Genomic DNA, 24,453 nt, shown 5'->3' on the forward strand with positions numbered 1-24,453 from the left:
TGCTCTTCATACATTTTCAAGAATAATGGTGAGTCAGAAACCGTATTATACTTGACAAATGGTAGAAAAAGAGGCTGGGACAAAAGTCCTAGCCTCTCCATTGTTTTTGGATGGTCGAGCAAGACGCAGTGGGTGAGTGGGCTCTACTCCGCTGATTTCATCCGCTTTTACAGACCGACTCAACTGTGCGGAGGTGGGACGACCAAATCGACTTCGAACGAATGACTGATTTCTGTCCCACTCTCTTTTGTTTAATCTTTACGGTGTTTTTCAGGCTTCCAGAAGAAGCTTGCGATAAAACTAAAGAGATAGGTCCCTGCTAATACTAGCAAGAGAAATAGGAAAAATGGAATACGATACAAATAAGTCAAGGGATGGGGTCTCTTGTGTCGGTCAGGAATCGTTTGATTATAAGCATGCGCATCTGCAAAAGCTTCTTCAATCCGCCGGGATACTTCTGCTAAGCCTTCATCATCCATCCGCTTGATATCCGACACGTCAATTGGATCTGAAAAAGTAATATCTAAGCGATCACTTTTGAAGATATCCTTAAACTTGTTTGGTCCGTCAATGACCATAGGCATAATCTTCACCTTGGCTGTTTTGGCAATCACAGCGACTCCACCTTTGACATCATCCGAATGACGACTCCCTGATGGAAACATCACCAAGGAGCGAGTCCCTTTTTTCAAGATTTTAACAGGATAGCGAATGGCATCCGTTCCAGGATTCTCTCTGTCGATTGGGAAGGCACCACACATGCGAATCCACCATCCGAAAGCGCGATCTCGAAACAATTCCTTCTTTGCCATGAAAATAAACTGCTTAGGCCGTGCCGCATATCCCATAAAAATCGGATCTAAAAAGGACCGATGGGGCGCTACAAACACATAATTTTCATCTGGGGATAGCAACTTTTCTTTTCGATTCAACTTGATATTTCCATTCATCGCCCAGAACAGATTGTAGACCAGCGTCCTCAAATAGGCATAAAACATAACTTCTCTCCTTTATTACTTTTTTTATTATATCATATTTCTTAGAAAGCTGTCTCTTTCCTTCCACACCTCATAAAATCAAGCAGAAGGAAAGATTGTGACTAGACCCCATGCAATTGCCATGCTATACTTAGGATATGGTAAAAATAGAGTTATTAGCTGGAGAAAGGGTTGACCAATTATTTTCTTCAGATGTTAAAATCATCCAAAATCGAGAAGTCTTTTCTTACTCCATAGATAGTGTCCTCCTGTCCCGTTTTCCGAAAGTTCCTGCAAAAAAGGGACTCATTGTGGATATGTGCAGTGGAAATGGAGCGGTCGGCCTATTTGCTACAAGTAGGACAAAAGCTGAGATTGTCCAGATTGAGATCCAAGAACGCTTGGCAGATATGAACCGACGTTCCATCCTACTAAACGGCTTAGAAGATCAAGTCCGTGTCCTTGAGGACAACCTGATCAACCTTCCCAAACACATCGGCCAATCCAAAGTGGATCTCATCTTTTGCAACCCGCCCTACTTCAAGGTCGATCCTGATTCTAACCTAAATAAGAGTGAGCATTACCTACTGGCTCGCCATGAGATCACAACAAACCTCGATGAGATCTGCCTAACGGCCCAACAGGTCCTCAAGTCTAATGGGCGCTTGGCTATGGTCCATCGACCTGACCGCTTTTTGGATATTTTGGATCGTCTCAACCGCTATCGACTCGTGCCCAAGCGGATTCAGTTTGTCTACCCCAAAGAGGGAAAAGAGGCCAATATGCTGCTCATCGAGGCAATCAAGGATGGATCCCCCAGCGGACTCAAAATCCTACCACCTCTCTTTGTCCATCAAGAAAATGGAGAGTATAGTCCTGAAATTCAGCAGATTTATTTTGGAAAAAAAGAGGAAGCTATCAAAAAACCTGCCTACCTATATGTCCTAAAATGTGGAGATGGTAGTCTCTACACAGGCTATACCACAGATGTAAAACGAAGGGTCTCTCTCCACCAGAAGGGGCGTGGAGCCAAATATACGCGCTCCCACCTACCTGTCGAACTCGTGTATGTTGAAGAGTTTCCAGATAAGGGAAGCGCCCTAAAGGCGGAGGCTCAGTTTAAAAAGAAATCCCGGCAGGAGAAACTTGCTTATATCCAAGCTCACACAGATGAAGGAGGTATTTGCTCCAGTTTCCTTCAAACCTTTCTACAAGACAACTTTTAAGTTTCTCCGTATTGATCAAAAAATAGTCCATTCCGGTATGTCCAAAAGAAAGGCTGGAATAGGCTGTTTTTCTTTTTTCAAATATGTAAAAAAAGGCGGTCGCCCGCCCTTTTCGATGGATTACAAAATAGTTGTCAATGTTTGATACTTAGCCTTTACATCCTCTGTGATCGCTGAGTCTGTAATGACAGCTGTCAGCTGATCAATGTCATAAAAGCTATAGAAAGAATATTGGTCAAACTTGCTGTGATCAGCGACAATGTATTTTTCAATGGCATTGTCCAAGATGATCCGTTCTCCCATCCCTTCTTCTTCGTTGGCAGTTGAGACGGTATTCCCATCAAGGCCGTTGGTACCGATAAAAGCCTTGTTGACCTTGATATCGTTGAGAAGGCGGTTGGCAAACTGTCCCACAAAGGTTTGCGTCTTCACACGATAGCGCCCCCCAATGAGAATAACATCATAGTTTGCAACATCTTTCAACTTCTCAAAAATCGGTAAAGAATTTGTGACAATACTAATCTTCTGACCGTTTAAAAAGTCTCCGATATAATCAGTCGTTGTCCCTGAACCGATAAAAATTGTATCCCCATCATTTACCATTTGCGCACACTTTTGAGCAATTTCTTGCTTTTCTTCCATATGTACCATATGTTTTTCAGTACGCAAGGCTTCGCTGATACTATTTTTCACCTTCCGGTGGGCCCCACCATGGACACGAACCAACAAATCCTGTTCTTCCAGCTCAATCAAATCCCGGCGCACGGTCATATCCGTCACTCCGAGCATATCTTTCAAGCTTTTAACCGACACGACACCATGCTTATCAAGCTCTTGAAGGATGGCAACATGCCTGCTTTCTTTCATTTGATAACACCTCCTATCAAATTTTTTTCTACCTAAATTATACTACCTTTTATCGGATTTATCAAACAGAAACAAAACGTAACAAACAGAAAATGAGTTTTTAGGCAAGGAAAAAGTAGTTAGAACCTAACTACCGATCTCCTTTATTTCGAATGACAAATCCGGATTTTTTTTCAGATGACGTATTTTTGTGGGGCTTTTTATTGTCTGAACGGTGATTGTCTTTTTTAAATTTTTCATCACGACGTTTGAAATCCCGTTCGCTACGACGACGGTCCCCACGGTAGCCATTTCGATCATTCCGATTGCGGCTATCCCTGTTCCCGTTGCGGTTGCCACCTTTGCGACCACCAAAACCATTTCCAGATGGTTTAAATGGTAATGGTTTTTCACGGGCAATTTCCACTTCTGGCTGGCTAGCCGGATCTTGCACAGTCAAGCTGAGGACATACATCGCTAACTCTTCTGGGCTAAATTCTGCGGCTAATTGACGGGCATCCTTACTAAATTTTGAAAAGTTTGCGCGAATGGTATCATCTGCAAAATCCCGCTCAATCTTTTTAAGAGCCACCTGTTTTTTCGCTTGGAAGGCTTCTTCAGCTGTTGCCGGTTTGAGGCCTTTCATGCGTTTTTTGGTTAAGTTTTCGATGATTTGCAGATAGCCCATTTCATTTGGAGCTACAAAAGTAATAGACTGGCCTGACTTACCCGCACGACCTGTCCGTCCAATCCGGTGGACATAGCTTTCTGGATCTTGTGGGATATCGTAATTGTATACATGGGTCACACCAGAAATGTCCAGTCCACGAGCTGCTACATCCGTTGCCACAAGAACATCTACATTTCCATTTTTAAAATCTCGTAGGACACGCAGACGCTTGTTTTGATCCAAATCTCCGTGGATTCCTTCTGCGCGGAAGCCACGAATCTTGAGTCCTCGTGTCAACTCATCCACACGACGCTTGGTCCGACCAAATACAATCGATAATTCGGGTTGTTCAACATCCATGAGACGGGTCATTGTATCAAATTTTTCCCCTTCTTTGACACGGATATAATACTGGTCTACCAAGTCTGTCGTCAGCTCTTTTGCGGCGATTTTGACATGCTCTGGCTCTTTCATGAACTTGATCCCAATCCGCTTGATAGCTTCTGGCATGGTTGCTGAAAAGAGTAGGGTTTGACGGTTCGTCGGTACGCGCTCGATAATCGCCTCAATATCATCTAAAAAGCCCATATTGAGCATTTCATCAGCTTCATCTAAAATAAGGGTTTCCACTTTTTCCAGTTTCAGTGCCTTGCGCTTAATCAGATCCAAAAGCCGGCCAGGCGTTCCTACGACGATATGAGCACCTGAGCGAAGAGCTTTGATTTGCTTTTCAATGCTAGATCCGCCATAGACAGAACGCACTTTGACACCTTTACTACGTCCGAAGCGAAAGAGCTCTTCTTGACTTTGGACGGCCAACTCACGCGTTGGAGCAATGACAAGAGCTTGAATCGCAGGATTGTCAATGCTGATTTTTTCCAAGGTTGGTAAGCCAAAGGCTGCGGTCTTACCAGTACCGGTCTGGGCTTGGCCAATGACATCCTTGCCCTCTAGGGCTAAAGGAATGGTTTGTTCTTGAATAGGACTTGCTTCAACAAATCCAGCACGTTCAATCTCGGTCAGCAATTGCGTCGATAGGTTTAATTCGTTAAATTTCAATGTTTCTTCTTTCTAAAAGTGGTGCGAAGCCACTTTATCACACGTTTCAGTTTATCAAACTGTTTGCTATAGGGAAGGTATCCCATTTGTTTTGTCACACATCTAGCTCTGCCAATCTATGGCTTCTTCAAGACTATAGAGGACATTTCTACGTTATGGCAACCTATCTAGTATACCATAGCTATCTCTGAAAAGATAGTCAAATCGTCTTCCTTTTTCTGATTTGCTCAAGGAAACGTTCTCACTGAAAAGAAAAAAGATAGCTTTTTGCCATCTTTTATCGTCTGTGAACCACCCAACGTAGGAAACGTGACAGGGCTAACCAGAGCAAAAAACTAGCTATACAAATCACAATCCAGGCATATTTGTCCTCTGTAAAAGGCAAAGGAACATTCATCCCAAAAAAACCAGTGATGACTGCTAGGACACCTAACAAGTTTTCCAAAATCGTAAGATTGCTGAGGTTGTTATTGAGGTTATTGTTTAGGATGTTGTTATAAGAGCTAGACAGGTGTTGCAAGACTTGCGAAATCAGCTCTGTCATCGATACCAGCTGCCGTGCTTCGATCATGGCATCTTCAAACTGCTCTCTCTCAATCTCATCTAAGCGACGATAGATGGCATGTCCTTGGATATGCTCTAGGAGCAGACGATTTTGCGTCGCAGCAGACACCAGATAGACCATACCGGTCTCCAAGTCAGACAAGGCAAAGAGATTTTTGGTCGTTGTCGTTTGTCGTAGGAGACGATTGACCTCGTCTTTTTGCTTGTCCATCCGCTCAATGACTGGATAATAGGCATTGGAAATCATCTCAAGACCTGCAAAAAGGAGTTTGTAAATCGATAATCCTTCATGATGGTCAACATAGTCCCTCATCCGACTGATGATATAGGCATTGTCATCATTGGAAATAGTTACCAATCGGTTGTCCTGCACGATGAAGGTCATGGGAATGGTCTCATAGTAGGTCTTGTCCTTTTCCAAGTCCAAGACATTGTAGATAAAGGTAACAGCCCCTTTTTCGCGATTGTAATCCATGTGGGCACGCTCGTTTTTATCGAGAGCATACTCTATCGTTTCCTGGTCAATTCCATACTTCGGGTAGAGGTGCGAATTCTCCGTAATCAGGTCTGAATCAATATTGATCCAGGTTCTGTTATTGCCAAGTTTTTTCTCAATAAACATGCCTCTTCTCTTCTTTCTTATGAAATAGGATCGGGTTTGAAACCCAAATGGTCAAACGCTACTGCATCATTCCAGGATCTCACGCTTAAAAATAGTCCGAATAGGTATTTTCTGATGAAGTGAGTACGGCAATTCAGCAACTCATCCTCCTGTTGACCGTCAATTGATTCGCCATTTGGATGGTCATCAATCGGAGCGCGCTACATCTTCTCTTCCAACTCCACGTCCGGATACTTGTCCGCAAACCAGCGAAGGGCAAAGTCATTCTCAAAGAGGAAGACTGGCTGGTCAAAACGGTCTTTGGCTAAGATATTGCGGCTGGAGGACATGCGTTCATCCAAATCTTCTGGTTTGATCCAGCGAACGGTCTTTTTCCCCATAGGACTCATGACCACTTCGGCATTGTACTCGCCTTCCATGCGGTGCTTAAAGACCTCAAACTGAAGTTGTCCCACAGCGCCTAGCATGTACTCGCCTGTTTGGTAATTCTTATAAAGCTGGATGGCTCCTTCTTGCACCAATTGCTCAATCCCCTTGTGGAAGGATTTTTGCTTCATGACGTTCTTAGCAGAAACTTTCATGAAAATTTCAGGGGTAAAGGTTGGCAGAGGCTCAAATTCAAACTTGTTTTTCCCAACTGTCAAGGTATCCCCAACTTGATAAGTCCCTGTATCGTACACCCCGATGATATCACCAGCCACGGCATTGGTCACATTTTCACGGCTTTCTGCCATAAACTGGGTGACATTTGACAGTTTAGCCCCCTTACCTGTACGAGGGAGGTTGACAGACATACCACGCTCAAACTCACCCGATACGATCCGGACAAAGGCGATGCGGTCTCGGTGACGAGGGTCCATGTTAGCTTGGATTTTAAAGACAAATCCTGAGAAATCCTTGTCATAAGGATCCACCACTTCGCCATCCACCTTCTTGTGGCCGTGTGGTTCTGGCGCAAACTTAAGGAAGGTCTCAAGGAAGGTCTGCACTCCAAAGTTGGTTAAGGCTGAGCCAAAGAAGACTGGGGTTAATTCACCCGCTAAAATAGCTTCCTCTGAAAACTCATTTCCCGCTTCTTGGAGGAGTTCGATATCGTCCTTGACCTGGGCATAGAAGGGATTGCTTCCAAAAAGCTGATCTCCCTCCTCGAGACTAGCAAAGCGTTCATCGCCTTTATAGAGTTCTAAGCGTTTGTTATAGAGGTCATAGAGGCCTTCGAAGGATTTCCCCATCCCAATCGGCCAGTTCATAGGATAGGAGGCAATACCTAGCACTTCCTCTAACTCTTCTAAGAGGTCAAGGGGCTCACGACCATCCCGGTCCAGCTTGTTCATAAAGGTAAAGACGGGAATACCCCGGTGCTTCACAACTTCAAACAATTTCTTGGTTTGGGCCTCAATCCCCTTGGCAGAGTCTACGACCATAACCGCAGCATCCACAGCCATGAGTGTCCGATAGGTATCTTCTGAGAAATCCTCATGCCCTGGGGTGTCGAGAATATTGACCCGCTTGCCATCATAGTCAAACTGCATAACAGAGGAGGTCACCGAAATCCCCCGCTGTTTCTCGATATCCATCCAGTCAGACTTGGCAAAAGTCCCTGTTTTCTTCCCTTTTACGGTACCGGCCTCACGAATCTCGCCCCCAAAGTAGAGCAACTGCTCGGTAATGGTTGTTTTCCCTGCATCGGGGTGGGAAATGATGGCAAAGGTGCGGCGTTTTTGTATTTCTTCTTGCAGTGTCATATTTCTTTTTCCAATTTCTTCCAATTCATTATCTTGATGGGGAGAAGGGTTTTGTACCCCTCTCATTTTCTGTATCCTATCTATTATAGCGGATTTAGGGACTTTTCGCAATGAATAGTCCCGTCAAAGAAAGAGGCTGGGACAAAAGTCCTAGCCTCTCCATTATTTTTGGATGGTCGAGCAAGACGCAGTGGTTGAGTGAGCTCTATTACGCTAATTTCATCCGCTTTTACAGCCCGACTCAACGGTGCGGAGGTGGGACGACGAAATCGACTTCTAAGGAATGACCGATTTCTATCCCACTCTCTGGTTTGGCAGTCCTTACGAGCTGACACATGGACTTAAGAGTGCAACACTAATCTACGGTATTCTTGCTTGATACAACGGTTCATGACGAGATCCTCTCGACCCGCATCGCGCAAGATTTCTTCTGCTTCCTGGCTTTCTAGTCCCAACTGTGCCCAAAAAATCTTGGCATCCGTCTCCAGGAAATCTCGGGCCACATCTGGTAAAAATTCACTGCGGCGATAGATATCCACGATGTCCACAGAAAAAGGAATGTCCTGCAAACGCGCATACACGGTCTCTCCTAAAATCTGACCACCCGCTGCACGGGGATTGACCGGAATGATGCGGTAACCCTGCTCTTGCATCTCTTTCGACACACGGTGACTGGTCACATCTTCACGATCTGACAAGCCCACGACAGCGATTGTTTTGCTCGTTTCCAAATACTGCTTTAGAATCCCATCGCTAGGATTGTGAAAGGAATAGGTCATGTTTCTCTCCTTTTGCTTGGTCGTTTTAGTCTAGTTCTATTGCTGATTTGAAAGGTAGCTTCCGTTCACCCTTTTCTCATTGAAAGAGACCTAAGGGAGGTCGAGGTGACGGCTTTTCCTTGATAAAAGCTTCAGCTGTCAAACAGAGCTTGGCTTACTTGGCTTCGTACCAGGTTTCTCCGGCATTTTCATCCACTTCTAGTGGCACATCGAGGGCGATCGCAGCCTCCATGGTGTCCTTGACTAGCTTTTTCACAGCATCTAGCTCATCATTTGGCACTTCTAGGACGATTTCATCGTGGACTTGGAGCAGCATCTTGGCCTTGTAATGCCCAGCTGTCAACGCCTCATCCAATCGAATCATGGCAATCTTGAGAATATCCGCTGCAGAACCCTGAATCGGCGAGTTGATGGCCGTCCGCTCGGCAAACCCGCGCACATTGAAATTACGAGAATTGATATCTGGCAACTCTCTGCGGCGTTTAAAGAGGGTCTCTACATAACCTTTGTCTTTTGCTTCTCGGACCACCGTGTCCATATAGTTCTTGATTCCTGGGAAACGTTCAAAGTACGTGGTGATATAGTCTTTGGCTTCCTTACGAGAAATCCCGAGGTTATTGGACAAGCCAAAATCGGAGATTCCGTAAACGACTCCAAAATTAACGGCCTTGGCATTTCGACGGTCGTTGGCCGTTACGTCTTCTGGTTTTTCAATCCCAAACACCCGCATAGCGGTAGAGGTATGGATGTCCGCACCGTGCTTAAAGGCCTCAATCAAATGCTCATCTGCAGAGATATGAGCCAGGACTCGAAGTTCAATCTGAGAATAATCTGAACTTAGAAGGACACTGTCTTTCCACTCTGGCACAAAGGCTTTCCGGATGAGGCGACCTTGCTCTAAACGGACCGGGATATTTTGCAAGTTGGGATCCACCGAGGACAGGCGACCTGTCTGCGTCAAATCCTGTATATAGCGGGTGTGAATCTTGCCATCTTCCAAGATCCAATCTTGCAGGCCTACCACATAGGTGGACTGAATTTTGGAAATTTGACGGAAATCAAGGATCTTCTTGACGATCGGAGCAATGGGTGCTAAGCGCTCTAGCACATCGACTGCAGTAGAATAGCCTGTCTTGGTTTTCTTGGTGTATTCGACTGGGAGCCCCAATTTTTCAAAGAGCAGAACGCCAAGTTGTTTCGGCGAGTTGATATTGAACTCTTCACCTGCTAGGTCATAGATTTCCTGGCTTAACTGCTGGATGACCTCTTCGTTTTCAGATTGCATCTCAAGTAAGGCATCGCGTCTGACCTTGATTCCTGCGATTTCCATCTTGGCTAAGACATCAGCTAGAGGTTGCTCCATTTCCAGCAGGAGGTCTAGCTGACCCTGTTCTGTCAGCTTTGTAAGCATAGGCTCTTCTGTCTCTGCTAAGACGGCAACTTTCCGCGCCAAGTGGGCTAGGAACTCATCCTTTTCAGGGACAGCTTTTTTGGCCCCCTTTCCATAGACCTCTTCATCTAACGCAAGCTCAATCTGCCCGTAGAGACGAGCGATGGTCGCAATGTCATTGTCCTCAACAGTCGAAAGCAGGTACTTGGCTAGTCGCGCATCATAGGCAGGTTTGACTAGTTCAATCCCCAATCGACTGAGCAGGACTTTCGCTCGCTTGAAGTCATAGACTTTGAGAGGCGTTTGTTCTAAATAGGTCTTGAAAACAGGTGTTTGTAAGAGCTCGCGATCCCTTGAAGTATAGATCTTTTCTCCAGTCGTCCAGGCAAAGCCAATCATCTCTTCTGTATGGTAGTTTTCACCCAGAAGCTCAAAATGAAATAGACTGTCACTAGAGAGCATCTCTGGTGTGACCTGATCGACTTCTTCAAAGTCAAGGGCAAGAGGTTCCCGCTTGCTTCCCACATCGAGTGCTTGACGCAACTGCTTAAAGCCCATCTCCTCGTAAAACTTGGCTAAAGCTTCCACTTGCGGTCCCGAATAAACAATATCCTCTAGACCAATCTCAATCGGTGCCTGGATGTCAATCGTAGCCAGTGTCTTGGACAAATAAGCCTGCTCCTTATCCTGGATCAGGTTTTCTTTCATTTTGGAAGCCTTCATGCTGTCGATATTCGCATAAATCCCGTCCAATGACCCATACTCCAAAAGGAGCTTGATCCCTGTTTTCTCTCCGATCTTGGTCACACCAGGGATGTTATCTGACTTGTCACCCATGAGAGCCTTGAGGTCGATAAACTGCTCGGGAGTCAGTCCCATCTTTTCCATGAGATAAGCTGGGGTAAAGTCCTCAAACTCAGCCACTCCTTTTTTAGAAATCTCGACCACCGTATGCGCATCCGTTAGCTGGATCAAGTCTTTATCACCAGAAACAATGGTAATCTCAAAACCGTCTTTTTCTGCTAGCTTGTCCAAGGTCCCGATGATGTCATCTGCCTCATACTGGGCTAACTCATAGTGGCAAATCCCCATGTGATCCAGTTGTTCACGGATAAAGGGAAACTGCTCCCGAAACTCATCCGGGGTCTTGGCCCGTCCTCCCTTGTAGTCCGCGTACATCTCCGTCCGAAAAGTGGTCTTGCCCGCATCAAAGGCCACTAAGACATGGGTCGGCTGGATCCGCTCTAGGAGATGGCTCAGCATGAGATTAAAGCCATAAATGGCATTGGTGTGAAGACCAGACGCATTCTTAAAACGGTCAAGCTGATGATAGAGGGCAAAAAAGGCCCGAAAGGCGACGGACGACCCGTCAATGAGTAGTAATTTTTTCTTATCGTTCATAGGTCTATTATACCATGAAAAGAGCGCTTCGCTCTGCCGAAGGTCTTGTTAGAATAGAATAAGAGAGTGAGACAGAAATCGGTCATTCGTGAGAATTCGATTTCGTCGTCCTACCTCCCCACAGTTGAGTAGGGCTTATAAAAGCGGATGAAATCAGCGTCGTAGAGACCACTCAACCACTGCATCTTGCTCGACCATCCAAAAACAAAAAAGAGGCTAGGACTTTTGTCCCAGCCTCGTCTAAGTGTGTGAGAAGCTTGTTTTCTCGTCCCCTCTTATCATCCTTAAGGAGTCGTTCCGGTTTCTTTTTCCTTTTTGGTGCTTAGAAAAACTTCCCTCGCCACCACCATGCTGTAGGGGCGTTCAAACTCGCGATCTAAGTAAGACTGGTAGGTCCCCGGTGCAATGAAACCTTTGACCCCAAGTAGATCTGTCCCTGCCTTTCCCACAATCGTATCCGCCAGAAGGACACAATTGGTGGACATGACAAAGTAGGTCTTGAATTTGGAACGAACAAATTTGTAGGTCTCCGCGCCAAATTCCTGACGCAACCGATAGACATACATCTTCGAAGGTTTTCCGAACTCATCCTTATCTAGAACTTGATCGGTTGGTTCCCAAGCTACCGTCAATCTCTCAAGCTCTTGAATTTCTTGCGCAACAGCCCTTTCCTGTTCATCCGTCAGGACAATTTGATAGGCCATCAAGGTCTTGCCAAATTGATTACAAAAGTCTACATAGGCATCTCGAGGAGCTTTAAACAAAATCCCATCGCCGACTGTCCCAAATAAACGAAGAGAGGTTAGGTCATAATTCCCATAAGAGTACACCGTCCCCTTATAACTGAGATCTACATGCCCCATCCGTCCAAAACCATCTGGGCTAACATGAACGAAAATCTCCAATGATGGAGCCTTATCCAAGGGTTTGCTTTCATCATATGCTTCTACCATTGCTTCATCGCTATTTTGCTGGAGGAAGTGATTGATCCATTCCAAGGTAGAAAATGGAATCAAGGCTGCAATCCCCAAGGGAAGGGATACACGGAGTCTTCGTTTGAGATGGTTCTGTTGCAATTGCGACTCAAAGAACAGGCCATCCCGTAGATTTGTCCCTCCAAACAAGAAAAGATAAAGTCCCATAATAAAGGCCTGCAAATTCGATTGGGCATTGGACGACAGGACCGTGGCCAAGCCAACTCCCCCAATCCAGATACCATCCAGAAGAAAACTCAAGCGTGGATGAATGTCATTTTGACGATAGAGGACATAGGTCACGATATGAATCCCCGCCACGCATAACTCATAGACTCCCATCAAAAAAGCAATAACGTAAATAGAAAGGCTGGAAGTGAAGTGGGCAATCGATAGAAAGCCAAAGACTCCCAAACGAATGAACAGGACTAATAAATTTTCTGTCGCAGGCCGTCTATGAATGAGGCGTAAGAGCACATCATAAAGGGTAATAAAAAAAGTGCGATGAGATTCATCCGAATCACCAATATAGGCAACCAGGTCCCTGTCACCATCAAAACGATCCCTAAAAGACTGATTCCCAAGCCCTCTAATACCAGCCTTTTTCCATTGGTCCCCAGCTGGTGAAAAGGACGGATAGTTATTTTTTGATTCATAGTCTCTCTATTGTATCAAATTTTCTTCTCGAGAAACAAATCAAAAACCAGTAGACCAACAAAATCAGCAGCCTACTGGTGTTGCGGTTTTCTGTCTTATTTTCTAAACCGCAAGTTCGATGGATTGTTGTTTAGACCTACAGAGCTTTCATCGATACTGGAAGACTAGTCTACAGATTTGAGAGCTTCCAACATATCGAGCCTCCGGAGATACTGATGGACAACCCAACCTAAGAAAGACAAGATAAGAAAAATCGCTAAAATTGGAATCCAATAGACGTAAGGAGCGACTTCGGGATGAAAAGTGATACTACCTGTACCAATCATTCCTAAAAGAAGGCGGTGCAAGCCAAATCCTGAGAATAGACCTAGTACAATCCCAACCATGGATAAGAGGATGGTTTCACGATAGATATAGAGCGTCACCTCCCAAGAATGAAAGCCCAATACTTTGATCGTCGATAACTCTCGAATCCGCTCTATAACATTGATATTGGTGAGATTGTAGAGGATCACAACAGCTAGGATAATGGATAAAATGACTAAGATGGTCATGACCGTTTGAAGAGAGCGGGCGACTGCCTCCAACTGCTGGATGAGGTTTGAATTTTGAGCCACTCCGGCAAGGCCGTCCTGTTTGAGGAAAGAGGCTGAAAGCTCCTGGATCTGACCTATACTCCTGTCCTTGAGGCGGACCAAATAGGCATTTTTTTGAATCGCTTGTCCCATCACTCTTTGATAATAGGAATCCGACATATAGACAAAATGACCCGCATACATCTCTGCAATTCCTGACACTCTCAACTGAATGGTTTTATGCTGGAAGGTAAAAGGGATCGAATCCCCAACCGTTACCTGATAGAGCCGAGCCAATTTGTCACTCAGAATGACCCCTTGATCATCCAAAGGCAAGGCCTTTCCCGTCCGTCGATCGAGGAGTTGAATAAAATCTGTCAATCGATCGGCTTGATCCGTAATAAGAAGTGTAACCGGTTGTGGCTCGTCTACCCCCTTGATGTCTTGACTGGTGCTTTTTGTTTCCAGCGAAAAATAAGCTGCCACATTCTCCGAATGCAAGAGCTCTTGCACCTGCTTTTCCTCCTTAGGCGTCAAGCTGGGCTTTTCTGCGACCAACATCTGGTAGTGCAGAAGCTGATCAAATTGTCGATCGGAGACGCCGGAAATGGAAGATTGAAGTCCTAGTCCTGCAAAGAGTAGGGCAACGGCTCCCGCTACGCCAAAGATGGTCATCAGCATGCGCTGCTTGTAACGAAAAATGTTTCGAGCTGTTACCTTTTGAGTAAAGCTCAGGCGTTTCCAGACACAGGTCAGGCCTTCTAAAAAAATTTTGGAGCCGACTACAGGCGGTTTAGGAAGCAACAATTGGGCTGGTTGCTCTCTTAATTCCCTCCGCGCTACCCAGAAAGCCGGAAAAACGGCTGACCAGAAGGCAAATCCTAGTGCAAGAAGACTCCAGTCCCAATAGAAAGAGCAACTAACACTCCCTAATACGGTCGGTTTGGCAATGATGTTTCCAATCATAGGAGATAGGAGAAAATGTCCCAGTACAATCCCTAAGATCGTCCCTGAGAGTCCTGCTACAAAGCCATAGAGGACAAATTTGGCAATCATCTGACTATTAGAGTAACCTAAAGCTTTAAAGAGACCGACCTTATTGCGCTCCTCATCCACAAACCGTGTCATGGTGGTAAAGGTCACCATCGCAGCCACCAGATATAAGACAACAGGAAAAATATTGCCAACAGACGAGATACTGTGGGTGGCGTTCTCATAGATGTCATAGCCTGTTCCACCAGGTAGGGTTTCACGGGTGTAGACAGTGTAAGTAGGCTCGGATAGTTGATCAAGCTGGGCTTGCGCCTCCGATAATTGAACTTGCTCGCGGGTGATTTTTTGCTGGGATTGGCTTATTTTTTGATCCAATTGTTTCTGAGCTTGGTGCAAGGACTGAGCCTGTGGGCTATTGTCCGAAAAGCCTGCTGTCTCTATAGCCTGTTTCTTAAGGTCTAGCTGCTCTTGCGCCTCCTTCAGCTGCTGTTTCGTTTGGACAATCGCTCTTTTTCCCTGATCGATGCTCTTTTGCTTTTCTTCCTTTAATCGTTTGAGCCTGTCTTTTCCGCTAGAAGATAAGAGAGTCTCAAGCTCTTCTACATGTTGCTGGCGTTTTTGCTTATAGGATTGACTAGTGTAGCCTCGCTTCTCCAAATCCGCAAAGCGATATCGCCCAATCATATAGACATCCGAGTAAAAGGCATCAACTGTCGTCATCCCATACCCACTTAGTTCTCCAGATCCCGCACTGCTTGAGCCCATATTTTGCAGATTCCAAATCTCCGATGAATGAACAAAGCCTACCACCGTAAAGTCCTCTTCTTTTAGAATAGGCTGTTGGGACGATGGATCAACGAAAATGTGATCCCCAATTTGATAAGCCCCTTGCATCGATGATGCAAGGACAATTTCTTGACTTGTCTTGGGAAAACGACCTGCTATCAATGCTGGTTTGGATAGTTTCTGGGGGAGGGACAGGATGCGTATCGCCTGGTTACTTCCTCTGATGGTCCCATCTGTCAAATACCCCAACTCCAAAGTAGCTCCTTGCACAGACTCTAGTTTTTGGACATCTTCCTTATCCAGACCAACATCACTCATCACCGCTATATCCATCAGCTGAGCCTGGTCAATAAAGGATTGGGCCTTCTCTTCAGCATTGGGGACAGTCACTTTCAGCCCGACCAAGGCAAGAGCTCCCAGAGCCATCAGACTAAAAATAGATAAAAATCGCCCTTTCGATGATGTGATGGCTTGGAGGACATCCTTCCAATATGTTTTCTTTTTCATGTCGGCTCCTAATATTCTAGATGCGCGATATCCTGTGGATGCTCTTGACGCTTGGTGGCTATTACCGTTGCATCCCGCATCTGAATGACACGGTCTGCAATTGGCGCTAGGGCGGCATTGTGCGTAACGATAAGCACAGTAGCTCCTTCCCGTCTAGACATCTCTTGGAGGATCTGGAGAACTTGTTTTCCAGTCTGATAATCCAGTGCCCCAGTCGGCTCATCACACAGAAGAATCTTCGGTTTCTTGGCTACTGCTCTTGCAATAGCAACCCGTTGTTGCTCTCCCCCTGATAGTTGCGCCGGAAAATTATGAAGCCGGTGTCCCAATCCAACCTTGATGAGCACTTCCTCAGGGTCCATGGCATCGGCTACGATTTCAGAGGCCAATTCGACATTTTCCTTAGCGGTGAGGTTGGCCACTAGGTTATAAAATTGAAAGACAAAACCTACATCACTTCGGCGATAATTGGTCCGCTGATGGGCATCCAGTCGGGCAATATCCACGCCGTCGATCAAGACTGCGCCTTCATCCGTCGTATCCATCCCTCCTACTATATTTAAAAGGGTCGACTTTCCCGCGCCAGAGGAGCCCAAGATAATCACCAATTCTCCTTTTTCAATTTCAAAATTGACATCTTTATTCGCTACAATTTCTGTCTCCCCAACCAGATAGCGCTTCGTGACATGCTTGACTTCGATATAAGCCATTTCTTTCCTTCTTTCTTTGTCCTGACGGAATAGCCCGTCTTTTTAACCGTCTCGAAGACGGAATCCCAAAGGACAAAATCCTTCTTTATTCTCCCGTTTTCCATCACTCGAGAGAGGTTATTTTACACGCTGATTCTACACCCTAAGTATAGCAAATCCCCCTTTTTCTTCCAACAAAAAAAATGTCCTTTTTTCCCTTTTCGAGAAATCCATTCCCCCAAAAAAACTGGAACCAAAAAATGTCTTTTCAATCTCGAATAAAGAATTCTAGGACAAAAAAACAAGACATCCCTTTTCTTTGCGTCTAGTCCCTGACCGAGCACAAGAAAAGTGGAAATGTCCTGTTAGTTCATATTCTAAAAAGTAACGCGAAAGAAAATTCTGTCTCCCTTGTAATGGGCACTCATCCGCCCCCTAAACAGACGAACCATTGATTGGGCCATTGAAAGACCAATCCCAAAACCATCTACCTGACTATTTCTCGACTCATCCTCCCGATAGAAGCGGTCAAAAAAGCGACTATAGTCCACTTTATCCCCGTCCTTATAAGTATTGGAGACTTCTAGTACAGGTTTTCGTAGGCGATTACGGTATACCCGCACGTGAACCAGGCCCTTTTCGTCACAATATTTGTTGGCATTGTCCACTAGGATGGTGACCAATTCAAACAGAGACTTTTCTTCTGCCTTGACCTGTAAATTGGGTTGGATATCGAGTTTGAATCCCTTGCCATCTTTTGTGACCAGAGCTTTAAAGTCTTCTGCCGCATCTTGGGTCACTTCCGATAGGTTGCAGTCTGACAAGATCAAGTCCGGCTGTTCTTCCATCTTGGACAGGGTCACCATTTGGTTGATCAAGCGCGTGAGACGTTGCACTTGATCTTTGGTGGACTTGGACCATTCTGATTCTCCGTTTAGCATTTCTTCCATCTCCGTATTGGCAGAGATAATGGCCAGAGGGGTCTTGAGTTCATGACCCGCATTGGTAATGAATCGCTTTTGATTCTCAGCATTTCGGATATAGGGACGAATGGCTCGACCAGAAAAGATAAAGACGATGACCAAAACGAAAATCAAACTGGTCGCCATCATCTGGATAGACAGGTAGATCATCTGATTCTGACTGTTTTGGTAATTCGTGATATCCAACACAACGACCAAGGTCCCAGCTTTTTCAGGAGTGAGCTGATAAGCATAACTCCTCCCCTGATAGGTGAAATATCCCTTGGAGCGACTGAGATTGATTCGATCTAAGAACCGAGTCAAGTCAATCGGTTCTTGCGACTTCACGGTATCCACACTAGAGCTTGCAATGGTTTGCTCCTTGTTTACCAATAGACTGATATACTGCAAGGTCTGAAATTGCGCAACATTCAAACTTGACTGGGCTAATTCTTCATTTAATTTGTCTTCGCTAGGGAGACTTCCATGATAGTCACTTAAAATTTGAAGCGCTTGTCGAATCTCCGTGTCATTTTGCGACCAGCGAATGTAGTTAAATATCCCCACAAACAGAAGGAGAATCATCCCAACGGCTACAAATACAATCCCTGTAAACTGCCATCTTAATCGATTCAGCATCTGCTAGTCCTCCCTTCTCTCCAGCCGGTAACTCCTTCCTTCCTGTCCGATAATATCGATATCTGCCTGAATCGAACGCAGTTTTTGACGAAGATAAGAGACATAGATATAGACATATCCTTCATCGATTTCTGGGTCCTTGTCTATCCCCCAGACCTTGTTATAGAGTTCGCTGGTGGATAATTCTTTCCCCATGTGGCGCATGAAGACTTCCATCAGCTGGGCCTCCTTACTGGAAAGGCGCACCGCGTTTGAGACGGATAGCTCTTGCTGGGCGACATTCAAGGTGACACAGCCTGCAGTGAGGACTTTTTCCGTGTACTGCTCCATCCTCCGAGTGAGGGAGTCCACGCGCGCTAAAAGCTCTTTTAAGGAAATTGGCTTGGTTAGGTAATCATCTGCTCCCGCATCCAGGCCGGTTACTTTGTCTTCTATTTCACCCATAGCTGTCAACAGGATGGTATAGGTTTTGTTACCAGCTTGACGGATCTCCCGCAAGGTCTCTAGACCAGTCATGATAGGCATCATAATATCAAAGATATGGAGGTCAAAGACCTCTTTCTCGGCATATTGTAAAGCCTCCTCGCCATTATAAGCCTGTACTACTTGGTGCCCTTTGTGCCGGAGAGCTGCGGCATAGACTTTGGAAAGAGCCTCTTCATCTTCTGCTAATAAAATCTTTAGTCCCATTACTCACCTCCACTTTCTCGGATTAGGTTGCGAATCGTTTGCATTGTTAAATCACAGGATGCCAACTCATCTGCACAGCGTTTAAGTTCTTTGACGATGCGCTCAGGATTTTTAATGGATTGCTTGTACTTTAGTTGGTGCTCCAAAGCCGCCCAAGAATCCATGGCAATGGTCCGTAATTGGATCTCGACAAAATAGCGTCCAGGTGTTTGACCGTAGCAATCTGAAAAAGGAACTTCCATCTCAACGATCATATGGTAGGAACGGTATCCATTAGGCTTGGCTGATGTAATATAATCTTTTTCATTACAGACCGATAGCCCAGGCATCTGCTTGAGGAGAGCCACTGTCCGATAGATATCCTCCACAAAGCCACAGACAATCCGCAAACCGATACTGTCTCTGATTTCTTTCAAGGCTGACTCTGTAGTTTCTGCTAGCCCTTTTCTGCGGCACTTGTCTCTCATGGAGTCAGAAGTCTTTACACGTCCTAAAAAGTGCTCATAGAGTTTCTGTCCCGTCTCTTCCTTGGTTGTCTGATTGACTTTCTTGATATAGGCTGAAATAGTCTCCAAAATCTCATACAAGCGTGGCTCGTAGAGGCCATAGATGCTTTCTGTCATAATACCCTTCCTCATCGACTCTTTATGTTATTATAGCACACTTCCTTTAAGCAAACTGAATCCTTCTACGGCCGCTAGAAACAACGTCACTTGGGCCAATAGGACATCGAATTTTTGATTGCTTTTCCTCCTTTTTCTCGGTGAGGGGTCTGGTTTTAGAGGAAATTCCTACACTTTCTATATCTCTTCCTACACGAATCCAAGAATTCCCACTCCTTGGTCGATAAACCGTTTACATTTCTACAATCGCTCGTTATAATAAAAACAATCTTATGAACGAATCAAAGAATGAGGTGACAATATGGCAACCATTTTCACATTATCTCTTGTACTACTCAAATTTATCGGCCAAGCGATGTGGGATGCACTTGTTGGCGAACATTCGTCTGACCAGCAAGCTACTCTTCACAAAGCCTAAGGAATCACAACATCGAACGATTCCCATCACAAAGCCCCTCTGTCCAAGACAAATGGACAAAGGGGCTTCTTTTTTCAGCGACATCTATCGCTCAGACAATGAGAAGGAGCAAACCTGCCAAGACACCCACTGTATAGCCAGCTAATACGTCCTTGAGATAATGAACCCCTCCAACTACTCGTGCCACTGCAAGAAGTGCAGAAAGCGCCAAGCAAACCAAGCCCAAGATCGGAAACTGGGCAAAAAGACACATCGAAATCAGACTAGCCGAAAAAACATGCCGGCTAGGCATCGACTTACCCTTCGTTTCCTTCGCAATCAGTGGAGAGATGGGCCAATCCTGATACGGACGATTCTGGTTCCATATCTGACGGAAGTGAGATAACACAATAAAACTGAGGGCAGGAAGGACGAAATTCATCAAGAGAACCTGCCAGTCTCCTCGCCAAAGTAGATAGGATAATAAGCCAACATAAAGGAGGGGCATCAGGTAAGTCATTGCGCGATTGAAAGACTGTAAGATCCAAAGTAAAACGGGGTGTCTCAAGAAGGGGCTACTGATCTTCTCATAGGTTTTCTTGTAATTTTTCTTTCCTGATGGGGTCATCTCTACCTCTTCTATTTTACACGGTTCGTCCAGAAGGTCTTGCATATCGCGGTTGGATTGTCCAAGATGTTTTCCTTTTGTTTTGACTGACTTTTCTTCATTCACTAGTATACCACAAAGCTGTCTCCCATCCTATCACTTGTCAAGGAATATAATCATCCTTCATCGCCAACCCACAATGAGGAACCGCTAGATGGTTCAAAAGAAAGGATCTTCAGTAGCCTCTTCTGCCTCACTTTTTTGTAGGGAGGTTCATTCCTGCCACTATTTCCTCTTCTAGAAAGCCACTCTCTATTGCTGAATGGCCTAAAATAAGGTATGCTAGAAAATAGTTGAATCACTCCATGTTCAGAAAAAGGAGACCGTCTATGTGGGCTTTTTTTGCCTTGTTATCTGCTATTTTTGCTGCGTTCACTTCTATCTTTGCCAAAGTGGGGATTAGGGATGTCAATTCCAATTTGGCAACTGCAATCAGAACCTTAGTCGTGGTGGCTATGGCTTGGATCATCGTTTTTTTAACCAAGAATCAGTCAGGCATTGCTGCTATCAGTAAGAAAAGTTGGTTTTTTCTCATCGCATCTGGGCTATCAACCGGTGCATCCTGGCTGTGCTACTACCGGTCCTTGCAGCTGGGTCGTGCAACGGAGGTTGCTGCTGTGGATAAACTTAGCATTGTCTTCACCTTATTATTAGCCTTTCTTTTTTTACATGATAGTTTTACGCTCAAATCCCTTCTGGGATGTGGTCTGATCACAATTGGTACCCTGCTCATGATTGGATAAGGAGTACCCAGTTTCAAGTCAGAAACAGGGTTCCATCCTACCTTCCATAGCCCTGCATCCTTGTCCTAGAAGACTTTTCGGGTCTAATGGCTTGTTAGACGAATTTTTCAAACATCTTGATCTAACCATTCCTCTTTCCTATGGTATAATGAAGCCAAATTGATTTTTGAGGAGAATATATGAACAAGCTCAAACAATCTGTCCTAGCACTCACTGTTTTAGGACTTTTTAGTCTCCAAACTAGTCTTCTATCTCAAGCTCAAGAGCCCCTAGAAACCACAACAAGCTCTGAAACAAGCCAATCGTTGGCTGCTCAGACAAGCCCTATCCCGGATAAGAATCCCTCTATACCAGTGGTTGAGGCAAGCGGGATCCTAGCTGAGCAACCCCAATCCACCAACGAAGAAACGAAATCTGGTCTGACACTTCAAGAATACCTAGAAAGTGATGCTAGTCAACTAGCCGAGTGGATTCGTAGCGGCCGAACGACAAAAGACGAGTTAATCACCCTGGCCATTCAGTCTGTTCAAGAGACGAATCCAGAGCTAAATGATGTCATTTCCATTCGCGAAAAGGAGGCTCGCCAAGAAGCAGAGAAAATGACAGACTCTGGTCAACCCTTTTACGGTGTCCCCATCTTAGTCAAAGGCTTGGGACATACCGTCTCAGGTGGTCAAAATACGAATGGGCTCCTTGCTCTCAAAGACACTACTAGCCGTAGTACAGGTCGGTATGTGAAAGCCTTACAAGAGGCTGGCTTCGTCGTAATCGGCCAAACGGCCTTTCCAGAGATGGGCTGGATCAATGTGACCCACTCCGCTCTCTATGGTGTCACCCGTAACCCCTGGAATCTAGATAAAAGTCCTGGCGGATCTTCCGGTGGGGCATCCGCAGCTGTAGCCTCAGGGCAGGTTCCTCTTGCCTCAGCTAGCGATGGAGGAGGCTCTACGCGCATTCCAGCTTCCTGGACAGGACTCATTGGTTTTATGCCGACCATCGGTATCACGGCAGGCAATAGCTATACGACATACAATCAAGTGAGCCATTTCGCTGAGACAAAGTCCATGCGAGATACCGAGCAACTCTACAAGGCCCTTCTAACAACCCAATCTTCTCCTCTCCATCTAGATAAGTCTCAGACTATCGCTTATAGCCTAAAAACCCCTGCGGGGACACCTCTTAGTAAGGAGGCGATTGAAGCTGTTCAAGAGGCCGTCACCTTCTTACAGCAGCAAGGCTACCGACTAGAAGAAGTGGATTATCCGGTAGATGGACAAAAGATGATGGAAGCCTACTATACTCTTGCAGCCTCCAATGCTACGACCGCAAACTTTCTCATCCAACAAAAGCTCAAACGATCCATGCGTTACGGTGATACAGAGTTGCTGACCTGGGCCCTTTATCAGACCGGAAAAGACTTGACCAAAAACGACCTGCAAGTAGCCTACCAGCAGATCCAAGACATGCGGAAGCAGATGACCGATTTTTATCAGAAATATCCACTTTTTCTGACTCCTACAACTGCTTGGACCGCACCTCGGGCAGACTACCAGCACATCCCCAGTGAAATGATCGATACGCTAAAGGATATGTCTGGTCTTAGCAAAGAAGAAAAACGTCAGCTTATTTACGACCAGTGGCTACCTGCCTGGACACTGACTCCCTATACACAACTAGGGAATCTGACACAAACCCCGTCGATTAGCCTACCGACCTATGTGAGTTCGGACGGACTCCCCCTTGGCATCCTCTTTCAGACCGGCCGCAATCAGGATAACCTCCTTCTTGAAATGGGTCGCCTGTTTGAGACACAAGGAAAATTTTGGACACTCTCTCGTTATCAAAAAACAAAAGAAGCCGCTGCAAACGACAAGCACCAGGCTCCTCCTAGGGCAGAAAAACAAATAGGAGAAAAACTTGCTTCTCACCCGGCAACTGGAAGAAAGGTAGAAAAAGCGGCACAGACTACATATCCTAGTCTTCAGCCAGTGGACAAGCTAGCAATGGCGCACGCAAACGAGCCTTCATCCGAACATGGAGCTTCAAGAACCCTCCCACAAACTGGTGTGGAAGAAACGAAGACTCTGCCTCTCCTTGCCTTAAGTTTCCTCTTATCCAGCATTCTCATCCTTCCAAAGAAAAAAACGACAGAAACCAGCAAAAAGAGACGCTTTCACTAAGGCGTCTCTTTTTATGAACTTGATCTTTACTTTGGTCTAGCCACTAAGGAGCTGTCAGACTCTGAGATACTGAATCTAGATCTGACACAGATGGCTTTCATCCCACAAGGTCGGAAAAACAGTCAGAATGCTTTATGGATTTCTCCCGCTTACTTTTTCCGTGCTAAGAGGGTTGCAAACCGCATCCGGATCCGATTGCCATGTTCATCTCGCTTGTGGAGATGGCCAAAGTTTTCGTTATACTTGATCACTTCCCAATCCTTGTAATAGGCTGCTAGTTCCCCTTCTTTAAAGGTAAAGGAAAATGGCATAACACAAGGCGCATCCTCAGTGTCCATAGCAGCTACAATCAAATGGTACCCACCAACATTTGTCTGTTCCTGCATATTTTGAATGATGGCTGGGATTCGCTCCCGGTCCAGGAACATAAAGACTACCGTTGACACGATGAAATCATAATGACCTCGTAAGGCAGCTTCATTGATATCATAGGTTCCAATCTGGATGTCTAAGTCTTCTTCTAAGGCGACCGATTGCAGCATTTGCAGACCTTGACTGGACTGATCTACCGCTACCACATCAAACCCTTGATGGGCCAAGTACAAGGCATTTCGACCAGCACCACATCCTAAATCCAGGGCATATCCAGGAGAAACGGTTTCTAGTGCCTCTATCACCTCAGAATGAGCGGGACTATACTGGTATTTTTTTGCAAAATAATCTTCTGGTTTGCAGTAGAATTCGACAAAAAAACTGGTATCTTCGGTCAGTAAACTGACACGGTGCCAAGCTTGTGGCTCAACCATTGGAATAGACTTGTTGGGTTCAATGATCGTTTCACTTAACACTTGATCATCCTCTGTCATGGCCTCAAACTTCAACTGACCTTTTAGGACCTTGATATTCCCCCATGTGCCGACCTTGGTGTTGTGCCGATTGAGCAAGGTTTGGGGGACTGTCTCTTGGGTAAAGATTGGGGTGCGTTTATAAAATACAAGATTCTCCATACTCATTTCTCCTATTCTTCCACATTTTTGGATTGGCAAAGGATAATGACACATCCTCTGCTTTGTAACAATCTGTCTTATCCAC

At 45.4% G+C, this 24,453-nt stretch carries 19 protein-coding genes; 3 read left to right on the forward strand and 16 right to left on the reverse strand.

Annotated elements, in window-relative coordinates; all coding sequences use genetic code 11:
• Window positions 1-251 precede the first annotated feature (251 nt).
• Window positions 252-998: a lysophospholipid acyltransferase family protein gene (locus STRDD13_RS03870; RefSeq protein WP_067102119.1), complete on the reverse strand. Its 747-nt coding sequence runs from the start codon at window positions 996-998 to the stop codon at window positions 252-254.
• A 137-nt stretch (window positions 999-1,135) separates the two neighbouring features.
• Here STRDD13_RS03870 and STRDD13_RS03875 point away from each other — a divergent pair, with 137 nt between their 5' ends.
• The gene (locus STRDD13_RS03875) at window positions 1,136-2,203 is read left to right on the forward strand and encodes a GIY-YIG nuclease family protein (RefSeq protein ID WP_067102122.1); all 1,068 of its coding nucleotides are present in this window, start codon (window positions 1,136-1,138) and stop codon (window positions 2,201-2,203) included.
• A gap of 120 nt (window positions 2,204-2,323) precedes the next feature.
• On the opposite strand, the gene STRDD13_RS03880 is transcribed toward STRDD13_RS03875, so the two are convergent.
• From STRDD13_RS03880 to STRDD13_RS03945, 14 genes are all read right to left on the reverse strand, one after another.
• Window positions 2,324-3,070, reverse strand: a complete 747-nt coding sequence (locus tag STRDD13_RS03880) for a DeoR/GlpR family DNA-binding transcription regulator (protein WP_067102124.1) — start codon at window positions 3,068-3,070, stop codon at window positions 2,324-2,326.
• Between the two features lie 130 nt (window positions 3,071-3,200).
• Entirely contained in the window at window positions 3,201-4,778 is a 1,578-nt protein-coding gene (locus STRDD13_RS03885) for a degradosome RNA helicase CshA (RefSeq protein ID WP_067102127.1), read from the reverse strand.
• A 277-nt stretch (window positions 4,779-5,055) separates the two neighbouring features.
• A complete protein-coding gene (locus tag STRDD13_RS03890) occupies window positions 5,056-5,964 on the reverse strand; it encodes a magnesium transporter CorA family protein (protein ID WP_067102131.1) in 909 nt (302 codons plus the stop codon).
• 200 nt (window positions 5,965-6,164) lie between these two features.
• A complete protein-coding gene (locus tag STRDD13_RS03895) occupies window positions 6,165-7,709 on the reverse strand; it encodes a peptide chain release factor 3 (RefSeq protein ID WP_067103184.1) in 1,545 nt (514 codons plus the stop codon).
• Between the two features lie 341 nt (window positions 7,710-8,050).
• Window positions 8,051-8,488 (reverse strand): CoA-binding protein, encoded by a 438-nt coding sequence (locus STRDD13_RS03900; protein ID WP_067102134.1) that lies wholly within the window; start codon window positions 8,486-8,488, stop codon window positions 8,051-8,053.
• A gap of 154 nt (window positions 8,489-8,642) precedes the next feature.
• Complete coding sequence (gene polA, locus STRDD13_RS03905; RefSeq protein WP_067102138.1) at window positions 8,643-11,279, reverse strand: DNA polymerase I; 2,637 nt, start codon at window positions 11,277-11,279, stop codon at window positions 8,643-8,645.
• 284 nt (window positions 11,280-11,563) lie between these two features.
• Complete coding sequence (locus tag STRDD13_RS03910) at window positions 11,564-12,574, reverse strand: hypothetical protein (protein ID WP_231852555.1); 1,011 nt, start codon at window positions 12,572-12,574, stop codon at window positions 11,564-11,566.
• Window positions 12,575-12,681: 107 nt separating this feature from the next.
• Window positions 12,682-12,909 carry a hypothetical protein gene (locus tag STRDD13_RS08715; RefSeq protein ID WP_067102143.1) on the reverse strand — a complete coding sequence of 76 codons (228 nt, stop codon included), beginning with the start codon at window positions 12,907-12,909 and terminating at the stop codon, window positions 12,682-12,684.
• A gap of 165 nt (window positions 12,910-13,074) precedes the next feature.
• Window positions 13,075-15,771, reverse strand: coding sequence for an FtsX-like permease family protein (locus tag STRDD13_RS03920; protein WP_067102146.1), 2,697 nt, complete (start codon window positions 15,769-15,771; stop codon window positions 13,075-13,077).
• A gap of 8 nt (window positions 15,772-15,779) precedes the next feature.
• Window positions 15,780-16,481: an ABC transporter ATP-binding protein gene (locus tag STRDD13_RS03925; protein WP_067102150.1), complete on the reverse strand. Its 702-nt coding sequence runs from the start codon at window positions 16,479-16,481 to the stop codon at window positions 15,780-15,782.
• Window positions 16,482-16,837: 356 nt separating this feature from the next.
• Entirely contained in the window at window positions 16,838-18,061 is a 1,224-nt protein-coding gene (locus STRDD13_RS03930) for a sensor histidine kinase (RefSeq protein ID WP_067102153.1), read from the reverse strand.
• A gap of 3 nt (window positions 18,062-18,064) precedes the next feature.
• Complete coding sequence (locus STRDD13_RS03935) at window positions 18,065-18,751, reverse strand: response regulator transcription factor (protein WP_067102156.1); 687 nt, start codon at window positions 18,749-18,751, stop codon at window positions 18,065-18,067.
• Entirely contained in the window at window positions 18,751-19,377 is a 627-nt protein-coding gene (locus tag STRDD13_RS03940; RefSeq protein ID WP_156471271.1) for a GTP pyrophosphokinase, read from the reverse strand. Before STRDD13_RS03940 ends, STRDD13_RS03935 begins: the two co-directional genes overlap by 1 nt.
• A gap of 506 nt (window positions 19,378-19,883) precedes the next feature.
• Window positions 19,884-20,399 carry a phosphatase PAP2 family protein gene (locus tag STRDD13_RS03945; RefSeq protein WP_067103185.1) on the reverse strand — a complete coding sequence of 172 codons (516 nt, stop codon included), beginning with the start codon at window positions 20,397-20,399 and terminating at the stop codon, window positions 19,884-19,886.
• A gap of 368 nt (window positions 20,400-20,767) precedes the next feature.
• Between STRDD13_RS03945 and STRDD13_RS03950 the strand changes: the two genes are divergently transcribed.
• Window positions 20,768-21,181 (forward strand): EamA family transporter, encoded by a 414-nt coding sequence (locus STRDD13_RS03950; RefSeq protein WP_067102162.1) that lies wholly within the window; start codon window positions 20,768-20,770, stop codon window positions 21,179-21,181.
• A gap of 179 nt (window positions 21,182-21,360) precedes the next feature.
• Complete coding sequence (locus STRDD13_RS03955) at window positions 21,361-23,361, forward strand: amidase family protein (protein ID WP_067102164.1); 2,001 nt, start codon at window positions 21,361-21,363, stop codon at window positions 23,359-23,361.
• Window positions 23,362-23,510: 149 nt separating this feature from the next.
• Here STRDD13_RS03955 and tehB read toward each other — a convergent pair whose 3' ends face one another.
• On the reverse strand, window positions 23,511-24,368 hold the full coding sequence (tehB, locus tag STRDD13_RS03960; protein WP_067102167.1) for an SAM-dependent methyltransferase TehB: 858 nt from the start codon (window positions 24,366-24,368) through the stop codon (window positions 23,511-23,513).
• Between the last annotated feature and the right edge of the window lie 85 nt (window positions 24,369-24,453).

The sequence above is a fragment of the Streptococcus sp. DD13 genome (assembly GCF_001578875.1).
In the GTDB taxonomy this organism is placed as follows: Bacteria; Bacillota; Bacilli; order Lactobacillales; family Streptococcaceae; genus Streptococcus.